This is a genomic window from Fibrobacterota bacterium (assembly GCA_019509785.1).
In the GTDB taxonomy this organism is placed as follows: domain Bacteria; phylum Fibrobacterota; class Fibrobacteria; order UBA11236; family UBA11236; genus Chersky-265.
In genome coordinates, this window is sequence record JAEKLQ010000073.1 from 20,330 (window position 1) to 33,858 (window position 13,529).

Annotated in this window: 9 protein-coding genes and 1 tRNA gene; 4 read left to right on the plus strand and 6 right to left on the minus strand. The window is 59.9% G+C overall.

Annotation, left to right across the window (positions count from 1 at the left end):
- Positions 1-25: 25 nt before the first annotated feature.
- A complete protein-coding gene (locus JF616_20545; GenBank protein ID MBW8890151.1) occupies positions 26-2,707 on the minus strand; it encodes an SUMF1/EgtB/PvdO family nonheme iron enzyme in 2,682 nt (893 codons plus the stop codon).
- A 121-nt stretch (positions 2,708-2,828) separates the two neighbouring features.
- Entirely contained in the window at positions 2,829-3,305 is a 477-nt protein-coding gene (locus tag JF616_20550) for a hypothetical protein (protein MBW8890152.1), read from the minus strand.
- A gap of 171 nt (positions 3,306-3,476) precedes the next feature.
- Here JF616_20550 and JF616_20555 point away from each other — a divergent pair, with 171 nt between their 5' ends.
- Complete coding sequence (locus tag JF616_20555; protein MBW8890153.1) at positions 3,477-6,167, plus strand: DUF1080 domain-containing protein; 2,691 nt, start codon at positions 3,477-3,479, stop codon at positions 6,165-6,167.
- Between the two features lie 139 nt (positions 6,168-6,306).
- Here the strand turns inward: JF616_20555 and JF616_20560 are convergent.
- Positions 6,307-6,383, minus strand: a tRNA-Met gene (locus JF616_20560).
- A 349-nt stretch (positions 6,384-6,732) separates the two neighbouring features.
- Here JF616_20560 and JF616_20565 point away from each other — a divergent pair.
- From JF616_20565 to JF616_20575, 3 genes are all read left to right on the plus strand, one after another.
- Positions 6,733-7,638 carry an SCO family protein gene (locus JF616_20565; protein MBW8890154.1) on the plus strand — a complete coding sequence of 302 codons (906 nt, stop codon included), beginning with the start codon at positions 6,733-6,735 and terminating at the stop codon, positions 7,636-7,638.
- Positions 7,639-7,734: 96 nt separating this feature from the next.
- Positions 7,735-9,537: a chloride channel protein gene (locus tag JF616_20570; GenBank protein ID MBW8890155.1), complete on the plus strand. Its 1,803-nt coding sequence runs from the start codon at positions 7,735-7,737 to the stop codon at positions 9,535-9,537.
- A 157-nt stretch (positions 9,538-9,694) separates the two neighbouring features.
- Positions 9,695-10,225 carry a hypothetical protein gene (locus JF616_20575; GenBank protein MBW8890156.1) on the plus strand — a complete coding sequence of 177 codons (531 nt, stop codon included), beginning with the start codon at positions 9,695-9,697 and terminating at the stop codon, positions 10,223-10,225.
- Positions 10,226-10,229: 4 nt separating this feature from the next.
- Here the strand turns inward: JF616_20575 and JF616_20580 are convergent, their stop codons facing one another.
- From JF616_20580 to JF616_20590, 3 genes are all read right to left on the minus strand, one after another.
- The gene (locus JF616_20580; protein ID MBW8890157.1) at positions 10,230-10,976 is read right to left on the minus strand and encodes a hypothetical protein; all 747 of its coding nucleotides are present in this window, start codon (positions 10,974-10,976) and stop codon (positions 10,230-10,232) included.
- Between the two features lie 129 nt (positions 10,977-11,105).
- On the minus strand, positions 11,106-11,963 hold the full coding sequence (locus JF616_20585; protein MBW8890158.1) for a hypothetical protein: 858 nt from the start codon (positions 11,961-11,963) through the stop codon (positions 11,106-11,108).
- Between the two features lie 81 nt (positions 11,964-12,044).
- On the minus strand, positions 12,045-13,529 hold a 1,485-nt coding region (locus tag JF616_20590; protein ID MBW8890159.1), incomplete at its 5' end, for a ChaN family lipoprotein.

Below are 13,529 nucleotides of genomic sequence, written 5' to 3' on the forward strand. Positions count from 1 at the left end.
AATCGATCCCGCGCTATTCCTTGCCTTACTTACCTAGCATTTTCGCGAACTCCAGATTGAGCATGGCCCCCGCCTTTTTGGCTCCGGCGCCGCTTAAGTGCATGTCGTCGTAGGCATCGGCGTCGGTAAAACCATGATCGCCGTTTTGGTTGAGATCGATCAGATGGAAGCCGGGATACTTCGCCTGGAGGGCGGAAAGCTGGTCCAGGATGCGGCGGGCCGTATCCCAGCTTGGGCCCCATACGCTGAAGCTGTGCATCCCCTTATAAGCCGGACTTTGCGGGAAAACCACGAATGCCACCTGCACGTTACCTTGCGACAACTCCGCCACGAGACGCTCCAGGACGGGGAAATTGCCCTGGTACTCGGCGTTGGAAACGTCCCAGTCCGGCCCGGCCCATTCCGATAGATTGCTGCCCCAGCCGTTGGTGGGAAATGAGTATAAGCCCAAGGAATCGATGCCTATGCTCGGGTAAGGCGCGCTCACCGCGAGTTCCCGGAATCCGGAAGGTAATCCCAATGGCCAGAAATCATGGTTCTCGTCGTAAACCAGTCCCTTGCTGCCCTCTACCGCGTTGGTCCAACTGAAGTCGTTATCGTGAAGGTTCAACCAACCGAGCGGAACGCTAATGGCGACCAACCGCAGCTTCGGGCAACGCGTCATCACGTAATGCCGCAAGACGAAATCCACGCCCTTTAGATCGCCGGCGCCGTAAGCCAGGTTGAAACCCTTTACGCATGTCACTTGGGAGGGATCCAATCCGTCCGTCATTTGCGAGCTACCGACGAACGCAGCCTCAAGTCGATCGTTGTTTTCCCAGAAGAGATGCATCTTGAACGCGAAAACCTCCCGCGTAGCGGTGGTCAAGGGATCGTCATACCAACCCAGGCTATCCGCGGACAACCCTCCCTGGGGAATGCCGCGCGAAGATCCGAGCCAAAAGGCGGGTTGCATGATCTGGGTTCCCGTGACGATCCGGAGCATGGTCGAATCCTTAAGGTCGAGCAGATAAAGGTGCCGGCGCGCTTGGCTGGCGTCCGTCGCCCCGGTCACCGCGATGTCCGGATCATTGGTCCATTCCAGGTCCTCGAAACCCGATTCATCCGGCGGCGACTTATACCATCGCATCACGTCCCCGTCTGGCCCCGCCATGAAGGCCACCTGATGGATGTCGTAGGAACCGCGGGTCAGGGCGCTGACGCCGGGGTATCCGAAGTCCAGAAACAGGGTGCGCCCGGTGGAATCCGGGGAGATGGAAACGTTGCAAACCTGCGATGTATCGCCCGGCGCTTTGCCGTTCTTCGGCGCGGTGAAAAGGACCTTCGCTTGGCCGGAGGCGAGGTTTTCCAGCTTCAGTAGCCGGTATCCCGTGGCAAGGTAGCGGCCATCCGCGGAATACCCGTCATGGAAGCCCCCCTGCGCCGCCAGGGGACGGGGGTCCCCTTGCGGAGCGCCGCCGGAAACCTTTTGCAGAAACGTTTTGCCGTCTGCCCACCGCGAGCTGGCGTCATCGATGGCCGAGTTGGTATAGATCAGGAAGGTATCACGTGTGACAGGATCCACCCACCAGCGCGGGATGAATCCCGGCCCGATTTTCCGGCAAGGCGACGAGGTCCCATCCAAGGCCCGTACGTACAGGTCGGAGCCGGTATCGACGCCTTCGAGCCGCGTTCCGAACGCGACCCAATTGCCATCCGGTGAAATCGTGGGATGGAACACGTCGTCGCGGTCGGTAAACTCGATCAGCTTGGCCGGGGTCTTGGAATAGTCGACGTATGCCAAGTGCCGAAGGGTGGGCGAGGCGTTCACGAAGACCAGCTTCGCCGCCCGGCCGCCAACGAGGTCTTGCGGCCTTTCTTGGTTCAGTATCACCTTGCCCGTAGCGATGGGTTGGCCATCGGCAGTAGAGAAAAAGGGCTTCGCGATCGCGCCCAGGGCGCAGCGGAAGCCCACGTATTCGGTGGCCGCCGATGGTATGGTGGCGTAAGTCGCGGAGCGGTTGGCCGGGCGCAGTTCGCGTAGGCCGTATTTAAAAGCCCCGCCTTTAACGGGAATTTCGCCCTGGGGCCCGGGATCCCGCCCACCGGCGAAATCCGAGACTGCTCCCGAGGGATACTGCCCCTTCCAGTCGCCGATCCACTCCATGACGTTTCCGGCCATGTCGTGCAACCCGAAGGCGTTGGCCGCCAAGGTCCCGACCGGATGCGTCGCCCCGGCCGAGTTCGCCGTGGACCAAGCGAAAGCGGAGGCCAAAGCCGAATCCTTCATTTCGCCCCAAGCGAACGTCCCTGACGAACCGGCCCGGGCCGCGTACTCCCATTCGGATTCGGTAGGCAGGCGAAAGCCTTGCCGTTCCAAATGCGGTTCCAAACCGGGCAGGTCATATGCCGAACCGGAGGGCGACCTTTTCACGAGGGCATACTCGTATACGGTATCGAGCCCGGCGGCTTTGCTTCTGGCGTTCGCGAATAGGGCCGCATCGAACCAGGTCACGCCATACACCGGATAGTCGCGTCCGGACCCGAAAGCGGCCGTTGCCGGAGCGGATCCCATCAGATCGGCGTAGGCGCCTTGGCTCACCTCGACGGTATCCAGGTAATAATCGTAGGTAAATGCACTCTTGAACGCCGGCAGCTCATCGGCCTCCGCCGACTGCGCGTCCCCGCCTTGCATAAAGGTACGGCCCGCCGAGCGGATCAAGGCCATTCCCGGAATCCTTTGCGGTTCTGGATGGGTAGTTTCACTCTGGTCCCAAATGCAACCGACGATTGCCAGGGCGATGATGCAAAACCAGGGGGAAAGCCACCGGATTTCGATGCGCATTGGCTTAAAGCACGATCGAGAACGGCTTGGGTGTCACCGCTCTCTGGTTAGGGTCCGAATCGTTCTGGTAATTCTGGACCTTGACCAATACATGGGTCCTGGCCGCGAGATTGAAATCGATACCCTTCGCCGACAGCGTGACGGGAATTTTCCAGGCCAAATCGCCCCATTGGGCATCCTCGGTACCGACGGATCCGCTCTTGAGGCTTATCCATGTGGCTCCCGAGTCAGGCGAAAGAAAGATGGTCACCGAACTGATCTCGTCCACGCCCTTGCCTTGGGCCTTCCATCGCACATGCAAGCTATCCCCCGTATGATAGGTTTCGCCTCCTAATGGCTCCAGCAACAGCAATTGCGCATCGGGATCCTTAGCCGGACCCGTACTACTCCCGCCGCAGGCGATCAGAAGCGGACCGGCGATGAGCAAGAGAAGACCAAGCCGGCAACGGCCGAAGTCTTTCAAACGGGACAAACAAGGCATATATACTCCAAGAAAGGCGGGTATTCCCACTAATGGCAAAACCCATGCCGGGCGGGGGCGCACGCTCGGCCGCCTTTACTCTGCCACGTTACATGGCTGGTAACCTTTTACCGCATCCTAGTGTCTAAGGCGCCGGGGAAGATTCCCAAAGGACAATAAGGAGACGGGGACATGACCATAGGATCGAAGTCGCCAAACACTGAGTTCGCCATCGACATCATGGGCAGATATGTTTGCAACTCGTTTGACGAAGCCATGGCCAACTCGAATCCCGAGTTTCGCGCGTCCGCGAAGGATGTGAACGGTAATCCTCTTCCGGCACGCGGTGATATGCGTCCATTCGACTTCATCATCATCGGCGGCGGAACGTTCGGGGGAGCTGTCGCTGAGCACCTCCTTTTCCGCAGCGCCGCGCGCGCGGAGCGTATCCTTGTTCTTGAAGCCGGGCCATTCGCTCTGCCAGAGCATATCCAGAATGTCCCCTCTATCTCTGGGGTGGGCGATGTATGGGGTTTCCCATGGAACGGCAACATTCCCTTTAACGGCCTCGCATTTTGCGTGGGAGGACGCTCCGTTTTTTGGGGAGGATGGTCTCCGCGCCTACTGGATTCGGAGACTTCACCTTGGCCGAAAGCCGTGCTCGATGATTTGAATGCGACGACCCTGAAAAACGGCGACGAAGGCTACTTCCGCCAATCAGGCCGGCAGATTGGCGTCACCGAAACGAATGACTTCATCTTCGGGGAGTTGCATTTCGCCTTGCGGGATGCGCTGTTCGGGGCATTGGAGGGGAACAAGGTCAGCGAGGCCATGGGCCTTTCCTCACTGCCGGATTCCCCGATGGTGGAGATCCTTGGCAGGGATCCTACCATAGAGGAGCTAGCACTGATGCTCGGCATCCCGGTTCCTAGTCCCCAACCCCCTAATCTGAAGAAGCAGCTACGTGATAAGCTGAAACTCGAAGCGCCGTTGGCTGTTCAAGCCCGGCCAGGTCACGGGGGCTTTTTCCCATTGAATAAGTTCAGTTCGGTACCCCTGCTCATCAAGGCCTCGCGGACCGCTAATAGCGAAGCGGGAGGGGATGATGTCCGCAAACGCCTAATGATCGTACCGCGTTGCCATGTCTCCCGTCTTAGTACGGTCAGCGACGGAATGGGAGGCAAACGCGTGGACGGCGTCCTTACCGAGCACGGGGTCATTCCCGTATCCCGCGATTGCGAAGTCATTGTCGCCCTGGGCACCATCGAGAGCACACGGCTCGCGCTGAATTCTTTCGGCCAAGACGGGCGGATCGGCGCCAACCTCATCGCCCACCTTCGCTCCAATGTCACCTTTCGCGTGCCGCGGGAAGCATTCACGGCGCTCGATCCCAATCTACGGGCATTGCAGTCATCCGCGCTCTTCATGAAGGGACGGCATCAGTTTAAGAAGCCTGACGGATCACCGGACGGGGTGGGGCATTTCCATTTTCAAATAACCGCGACCGGCCTGGATGCCGTCAATGCCAACTCCGAGGCCGAGCTATTCCAGAAAATCCCGGACATCGACGCGGTCAAAAGCCATCTGAACGCCAGCGACACGCACGTTATGATTACCATCCGGGCCATCGGCGAGATGCAGACGGATAATCCGGCGAGCAATATTACGCCCGATCTCAATCCCAACCAGGTCGACTTCAACGAGAGGAAGGTGTTCGTGAACCTCAATGCGAGCGACCGCGATCTCGAGTTGTGGGAAGCTATGGACGCCGCGTCCGATCAATTGGCGGCTATTTTCGCGAACGGCAGGAAGATCGATATTTTCACAGGCAATACCGGTGTATTACTGGCGCCGGGTGTCGATGCCTCGACGTACGCAGTCCACGTCCCGCACCTAAGCAAAGGCAAGAATGGACAAATCGGGAACAATCCCGATCGTCGTGACGGACTGGGAACCACCCACCACGAGGCTGGGACGCTTCGCATGGGCAGCGATCCGGCCAAATCAGTGACGAATAGCGACTGTCGTCTTCACAACGTCAGCAACGTGTACATTGCCAGCCCTGCGCTGTTCCCATCGACGGGCTCGCCGAACCCGATGCTCACCGGTATCGGCATGGCACGACGGCTCGGCGACTTCCTGCTTCCCCCGCCGCCGATTCCCTCATCCGGTGTCACGTATCTCTTCGACGGCAGCCAGAAGGCGGCCGACTTCTTCTCCAAGTGGCTGATGGCCGGAGGCGGCTCGTTCCGTATCGTGGGACGCGCTCTCATCGCCCAGCCGGGCACGGGAGGCATCGGCCTTCTTTACTACGCCGCCCAGCAATTCGACAATTTCACGCTCGATCTCGATGTGTGCCTCCCGCATCCACGCGGAAATCAAAACGATAACAGCGGTGTCTTCGTCCGTTTCCGCGATCCGCGAAAGCCGGAGCTGCCGGGCACGCCAGGCCCGGACGTCCCCGGGAACGCTGCGACCGTCGCCGTCGACACCGGGTATGAGATCCAAATCGATGAAGAGGGACGCGGTGATACGCGGAAGGCGGACCCTGACGGGACGTTCCCCGAGAAAGATGGCCACTTCTACAATCGAACCGGCTCAATCTACAAGGTGAAAACAGCCGGAACGGCGCCGGGACAACAGAACTACTCGAATACGCAGAACCTACGTCACGGCGTGTGGCACCATTTCAAGATCAAAGTTACCGATCGCACCTACGAGGTAACGCTTAACGGGCATCCCGCGACGAAGTTCAAGGCCGATCCCAACGACCCGAACGAAAAATTCCGGGGACGGAAGCATAGCGAGGATCCCGAGTCCGGTTTCATTGGTCTTCAGGTCCACACCGGAAACGTCGCTTTCGCGAATATCCGGATTGCTTGAGGGATACGCGCACCACCGGGCGAACACTTCTACGGCTGGGTAGGATTCGGCGGGTTTTCTTCGGGAAGGGCAGAAACAAAAAAGGCCCTCCGAGGTTGCCCGTTCTCTAGGAGAACCAACAACTCAGAGGGCCTAATTTTGGTAGCGGGGTCAGGATTTGAACCTGAGACCTTTGGGTTATGAGCCCAACGAGCTACCGGGCTGCTCCACCCCGCACCGATTAGGTGTGGGGAGAATATAGGAGGAACCATCACTCCTGGCAAGTCCTTAGTCCTCTGGAATTTATCGACAGCAATCCGCCTTTGCCTGGGGATTCCGGCGGGATGCGGCCGAGCCGCCGTACATTTTCCTTGCCCTCATCCGGTTCCGAAGGAATATAGGCTAGTGGCTCGCTCCATGCCGGTCATGAGCCGTTCCTCTGGAACTGGACCGGCCCGTATTCGCCTGACGAGGGGGAACCTGGAAGTCCGCGGCAAGTCCCGCCCGAGATCAGTATTAGTTTGATCTATTTATGGTTAATACTATAAACTTAATCGGTCCGATTTTAAGTAAATTGAATTAACTAATGAAGGCTCCGAAGCGCGTTGGGTGGACGGCGACCGCGGCGATTATACCCATTCTCGTATGCTCGCAGGCGTATGCCGACTTTCCCGATCCGGACTCCGTCCTGCCCGCCTCCCAATCCCTCCCCCCCGCCCTCATCGATGTCGGGATCGATGAGCACTTGGAGAATTCGATCCCTCTGGAAGCGGAATTCCGAGATGAAGCGGACCGCCCCGTGCGCTTATCGGAATTTTTCCGGGCGGGGAAACCAGTCCTCCTCAATTTCGCGTATTACCGTTGCCCCATGCTCTGCAATCTGGTCCTGGCCGGCATGGTGGAAGCGCTGAAAAAGTCCGAATGGACTCCCGGGAAGGAATTCGAGGTTGTGACCGTCAGCATCGACTCCAAGGAAGGCGGCGCCCAGGCGGCCGCCAAGAAGAAATCCCATATCGAAGCCCTGGGACGCCCTGAAGCCGCGTCGGGATGGCATTTCCTGACCGGCACCGACCGGCAGATAAGACGGCTTGCGGACGCCATCGGATTCCGGTACCACTATAATCCCGCAAGCGAAGACTTCTCCCACAGCGCCGCCATCTACGCCATTTCCCCTCGGGGGAAGATCTGCCGCTACTTATACGGGGTGGCCTACCCCCCTCAGGATCTTCATCTCGCGCTGTTGGAAGCCAAGGATGGAAAGGCCTTGTCCGTGGGCGAAAAGCTCCTCTTATTCTGCTACCACTACGATGCTGACGCCAAGGGCTATGTCCTGTTCGCCAAAAACTCCATGCGGATCGGGGGATATCTGGTCCTGGGTGCGCTGCTTTTGCTGCTAGGCGGGCTTTGGAGGCGTGAGTTGAAAAGCCGGAAGGAAAATCCGCTCCCGCGGCCCGAAGCCCGCGTCGGCAAGATTTATCGGCAAGAAGGTTAAATTAATCGTTAACCAGGTTAACTATCACCCAAGCAATAGATAGTTTTACCCCGGACACGGCCACATTTTTACGCCTTTGAATCGGATCCGCCCAAGATGAAAGTCCGTCCTCCTGAATGGCTGAAATTCCTTCTGCTCCGGCAATATTGGCATCGCACCGGCGGAGTGCTGGGTTTCGCGGTGCTGCTCGGATTCCTGGGGGGACTGGCGGCGGCCCTCTTCAAATTCACCCTCGAGTTCGTGCAAAAGTCCGTCCTCGACCGCTTCGCGGGATTTCCCTTTTCGGAGTCCGGACATCATATCCTGCCGCATTGGCTTTTCTTCATGGTGCCAGCCGTGGGAGGGCTGCTCTCGGGATTGCTCGTCTATACCTTTGCGCCCGATGCGGCGGGCACCGGCACCGATGGCTTGATCGACGCCTTCCATAACCGCGGCGGGCACATCCCCTTCCGGGTCGCGGTGGTGAAATTCTTCGCCTCCATCATCACGCTCGGGAGCGGAGGCAGCGCCGGATACGAGGGCCCGACGGCCCAGATGGGCGGCGGCTTGGGGTCCCTGGTGGGAAGGATATTCGGGCTTCCCGATCGCGTCCGCCGCATCATGCTCCTCACGGGAACGGCGGCGGGATTGGGCGCCATATTCCACGCGCCGCTCGGAGGCGCCTTGACGGCCGCCGAAATCGTCTACCGCGAGGACTTCGAATCCCAGGGCTTCCTGCCTTTCACGATAGCGTCGGTGGTCGCTTTCACCTGCTTCTCCCTCGTTACGCATCAGCACACCACTTACCTGCATTTCCCCTTGCTTCCCTTCGCGAACGCCTCGGAGTTGATCAACTTCGCGTTGGTAGGCCTCCTCTGCGTGCCCTTTTCCTGGATCTTCGTCCGTACTTACAGGGGCGTACAGGCGTACGCCGAAAGCCTGCGCATGCCGAATTATCTGAAACCCGCGGTGGGTGGTTTGCTGGTAGGCCTGCTCGCCTACGCTTGCCCGCAGGCGGCCGGGACGAATTGGTCCTACTTGTCCGACGCGGTTTCCGGATCCTTCGCCTTCCATTCCCTCCTCTTCATCGCCTGCGCGAAAATACTGGCCACCTCGCTGACCATCGGCTCGGGAGGATCCGGCGGGGTTTTCGGCCCGTCCCTATTCATCGGCGGTATGCTGGGAGGCGCGGTCGGTTTCGGCTTGCAGGCACTGCACGCGTCCTGGGTCACCAACCCCGGTTCCTACGTGCTGGTAGGCATGGGGGCGTTCTTCGCTGGCGCGGCGAAAGCGCCTTTGGCGGGACTGATCATGGTATGCGAGATAACCGGGAATTACGGCCTGTTGCCGCCTCTGCTGATCGCATCCACCTTGCACCTGGCGCTTTCGCGGAAATGGTCCCTGTATTCCAGCCAGCGCCACGACAAATTCTCTTCGCCCGTCCATGAACACGCCTTGAAGGTGGACGTCCTGAAAAACATCCCTCTGCACGTGGTATTCCAGCGGGACGGGGACATGCCCATCCTGCATCCCGACTGGAAAATCAAGGAAGCCTTCGTGAAGATTGGCGCGTCCGACTGCGAAGTCTTTCCCGTGGTCGATGAATACGGCAAGCTAGCCGGATTGGTTAGCGCGGCAAGCCTGCACATGGCGGCCGCGGAATCCTCCCCGGAAAATCTGGTGCTGATCGGCGACCTGATGACGGACGATTATACGCTGACGACGGAAATGGATTTGCGCTCGGCGCTTTCCGTTTTCCTGGAGTCGAGGGCAGTCCAGCTTCCGGTCGTGGATGCCGGCGGGAACATCCTCGGGATGCTGCGGCTGCACGATATCATGACCCAGTATGATCGCCTTACCAAACCCCGCGATGGGTCGTCCGTCCTCGCCGGTAAATCTATCCCCTTCCCGGTGGAATAGGAACCGCGGCCAGGATCGGGATTTCCGCTCCGCCGCAAGGACCCGCTTCCGGTATAGTGACGCTTCCGGAAGAGTGCCGATTTACGTCCTATCGCGGGAAAATTAGCTTAACCTCAGCCGCGCCCCTTTCCAGGCGGCTGCAGGGAGGCGAAAGCATATGACAGCGTACCGCGACCGCTTGTTCCGGGCCATCAAGCTCGATCCCGATTTGTACGAAGAAGTCGAGGCCGATCATGAGGCCAACGGGCAGGCCGCCCTCACCGTGGTCCTTTCGAGCTTGGCGGCGGGCGTCGGCGGAGCCGTGAGCGGCGGATGGTACGGGCTGCTTCTGCACACCGCGGTGGCGTTGATCGGATGGGTGGTCTGGGCTTTCCTCAGCTACTTCATCGGAACGCGCTTGCTGCCGGAACACCAGACCTCGGCGGACATGGGCGAACTGCTGCGCTGCACGGGTTTCTCCAGCGCCCCGGGAATGATCCAAGTCCTGGGTTTCCTTCCCGGCCTGGGAGGGGTTATCCGGCTGGTGGCGGCCGTTTGGATGTTGGCCGCATTCGTGGTGGCGGTGCGGCAGGCCTTGGACTACACCAGTACGCTGCGGGCCTTGAGCGTATGCGCCATCGGGTGGATCATACTGATGGGCCTCAACGTGGTTCTGTTCATGGTCAGCTTCGGGCGATTCACCTTATAGCGGGTCACTCCGCCTCATCGCTTTCGGCGGCCCGGGGTCCGTCGATTTCCAAAAGCAGATCCCGCACGGCGCGGTCGGTCTCGAGAAACAGCAATTTTTCGGATAAATGATTGAGGGCCAACCGCGTGACGTGGAAGGCTTCGCCCAGGGTCGAAAAGACCGGAGCCAGTTCCATCCGGCGGGCCAGCCAATGCCCTCCCGCCATGCGGTAATAGGCGCTGCCCAATTCCTCGTAAAAGCGGAATCCGGGGGCGGCCCGACGTTCCCGCTGGCGTTGGACGCGGCCGGGAAAAAGCCCCGCTTGGAACAAGGCGAAATTCCCGATGTGGCATTGCAAGGCGAACCGTTCCTCCTGCTCCAGTCGTTCCAAGGCTTCCAGCATCTCGTGCAAATATTCGAGCGACCCTTCCCCGTCGGCGCGGGGCTGGGCGAGCCTTTGCAACTGGGAGAACTCGGCCAACACCTCGGCCACGTAATCGGCCACGTCCCGATCCTGGATGTCGGAGCGAAGCAAGGCATGCCGCACCAGCACGTAGAAGTAAAAGTGGAGGGAAACGGAGAGGCAGCTGGGCAGGTCGAGGACGGCGCGGAACAGTCGCGGTTGATCGAGCAAGCGGTCCATGTCGTCCGCGTCCTCTAGTAAGCGGATAAGCCCGGCCGACCCGTCCGCGCGGAGCGGCAAAACCGTGGCGACAAATGCGTAATCGGCGGGAGTGAACTGCGCGCGGCAGTTGGGGCGGATAACCTTCATGGACCCGGATCCTCCATAGGCTAGTCACCGTCCCATCGGGTCACCGACCCGGGGAGGCTCTCTTAACTTATCGCTAAAAGACGCTCAGGAATCAAGCGAGTCCTGCGCAAATACCCCAAGAGGAACGCATCAATGCGGCTCGGCCGCCCATAATTCCTGCAACTCCGCGGGGATTTTCTCGAAAACCGTCCCTAAGGCCCTGTCCAGGCGGCCATCCAAGGATTCGTCCAAATCCACGGTGGACTCGCTTTCCTCGTAATCGAGGACCCATTCGGGGCGGCCCTCCGCCACGTTCCACAGGAGCAAGTAGCAGCCCCATTCCAGGCCGCCGAGGTGCATGTTGGATCCCATGGGCTTCACCTTTACATGCACGCGGGCCGGGAGCAGCAGATGCGTCGCCCCCAGGATGCCTCCCAACTTGTCCATGCGCCGGCGCATGGGCGGATCGGTGAAGCGATCGCGCGGCCGGTAGACGACCGCTTCGCCCGGATCGGAAAGCCACTTATCCCACGGAAGGCGCAAGCTATCGAGATACGGCATCAGGTCGACCCACTTCGCCACCAAGGGATCGGAAGGGGCGACCAACTCCACATGTTGGCCCGGGAAGCGGGCTTCCATGCGCTGGCGCAAGTAATTTTCAAGATAAAATTCCATCCCGTTGGCGGAGAGCCGGTGGCAGGAATCGCACGGGAGGGTTTCCGAGTAGTCCTTTACATCGATGGGAAGAACCGCTAGGCGCATCGGCTCGCTTTGACCCGTCTTCCCCGGGACATCTGCCTTCGCCTTCTGGGCCGCGGAGGTCCGGCGATCGGCAGGCGCCGAAGGCGCTGCCGCAGGGCGCCCGTGGCCGGCCAAGGCGGGCCAGAACAATTGCCGATCGGAAAACACGGCTTTACGCACGCTAATCTCCGCTTGGGTCTGGAAGGCCATCAGCAGCATGAGGGCCAGGGCGTGGGGCGGGCGGAAGCGAAGGAAACGGCGCGGCATAGGATCAAAACTACTCAAGCCGGCGGCATCGGAACAATGCCTGGAAGGAAAAGCAAGGCGTCGCAAATATGATCGGGGCGGCTAAGCGCTGGCCGCCATGGGCCGGTCCTGTTCCACATGGGCGCCGGGCAGGGCGGGACGGATGCGCTTAAGCTGCTGGACGAAGCGCGCGTACGAGGCGAAGGCGAGGCCGGGATGCGCGAAGCTCTCGTAAAACAGGGCGCGGATGTCCTTGAGGGGGACCAGGCCCTTCTTCACGGCGTAATAAAGGCGGTTGCCCAGCATATATCCCAATTGGGTGCTGAACGTCTGCGGCAGCGCCGTGCGATCGGCGAAGACTTCGGCGAACTTCTTCCGGAAATCCATCTCGCGCAGGGACCGCTTCTCCAAATGCAAGTGCTGCAAGATGAGCCGGGCGATGCGCACGGTCTCCGCCTGGTTGGGCGATTCCATGCCCTTACGGACCTTGCCTAGGAATAGCCGCAGAGCGGACTCGCTGGGGGCTTTGCGCTTCTCGTTGATCATCTTCGAACCGAAAAAGCCCAAGGCCTCGGTCAGCACGTTGGCGTAGAACCTTTCATGCCCGATAGGCAGACGGTCCAGGGGGCCGCGCAAGATGGCGTGCATGAAATGCGTGGCTTCTTCGGCGGCCTGGTTGATGCTCGCGTTGGGAAGATAGATGAGGTAGGCCGGCGAGCCGTTCTCCGCGTATTCCAGCAGGAAGCCCTCGCTGCGGCGGATCTTTTCCTTGATGCGGCGCATTTGCCCGCGCAAGGCGGGAATGCCCTGGATGATCTCGGTGAAGTCCAGGTTGCGGGAAGAGTAGACCGTAAGCCGTTCCATTGCGTCCATCGGGAAACGGAATTGGAAGAGGGAGTCCAGATCCTGGACGATGGATTGGATCTGGTTGAAATAGTTTTCGCCGGACAGCTCCGCCCAATTGCCCTTCACGGGTAGCCATCCATCCTCCGCGTACTCCAGCCAATCGAGGTAGGACTGGAGCTTGGTGGCGGGAACGGTGTTCATGAGGCAGAAGCTGTCAGCGGCGATCTGGAGGACGTCGGCCTCCTCCTTGCGCTCTCCAGCCAGCTTCCAGTAAAGGTTCTCCGCATTTTGGTAAATGATGGTCCTTTGCGGTGTTACGCCCAAGGGTTCCAGCCGGGTTTCCACCTCCCGCGGCAGATGGTTCGGCGAAATATGGTAATCGCCATCCACCACGTAGACCAAGGCCCCGGGATGGCGGATCAGCGCCTGCCCGATGACCTGTGCCGAATAGGCATCCCTGATCTGAAGGGAGCGTTCCGGATCTTCCGCCTCGGTATTGATGCCCAGGACGGGGATTCCGCGCTCCCGGCAGAAGTCGAGGATATGCCGCCATGGGTTCCAATTGTAGGCCCATTTCCGCGCATAGCCGATCTTGTTCAGGAAGGCTTTCTCTTCCAGCCCGCCGGCCATGAATTGGTCCACCCACTTCTGATCCTTACCATGGAACATCTCCAGGCAAAGGATCAGCCGGCGCTCCGGGGGAAGCTTGCCGCTTAGCTCTTTGAGCATGGCCAGGATGCT

Bases quoted from the DNA above. Each gene is read 5' to 3' on its own strand.
- JF616_20575 (MBW8890156.1), top strand. From the start codon at position 9,695: ATGACAGCGTACCGCGACCGCTTGTTCCGGGCCATCAAGCTCGATCCC.
- JF616_20545 (MBW8890151.1), bottom strand. From the start codon at position 2,707: ATGGCCTTGATCCGCTCGGCGGGCCGTACCTTTATGCAAGGCGGGGAC.
- JF616_20550 (MBW8890152.1), bottom strand. From the start codon at position 3,305: ATGCCTTGTTTGTCCCGTTTGAAAGACTTCGGCCGTTGCCGGCTTGGT.
- JF616_20570 (MBW8890155.1), top strand. From the start codon at position 7,735: ATGAAAGTCCGTCCTCCTGAATGGCTGAAATTCCTTCTGCTCCGGCAA.
- JF616_20565 (MBW8890154.1), top strand. From the start codon at position 6,733: ATGAAGGCTCCGAAGCGCGTTGGGTGGACGGCGACCGCGGCGATTATA.
- JF616_20580 (MBW8890157.1), bottom strand. From the start codon at position 10,976: ATGAAGGTTATCCGCCCCAACTGCCGCGCGCAGTTCACTCCCGCCGAT.
- JF616_20555 (MBW8890153.1), top strand. From the start codon at position 3,477: ATGACCATAGGATCGAAGTCGCCAAACACTGAGTTCGCCATCGACATC.
- JF616_20585 (MBW8890158.1), bottom strand. From the start codon at position 11,963: ATGCCGCGCCGTTTCCTTCGCTTCCGCCCGCCCCACGCCCTGGCCCTC.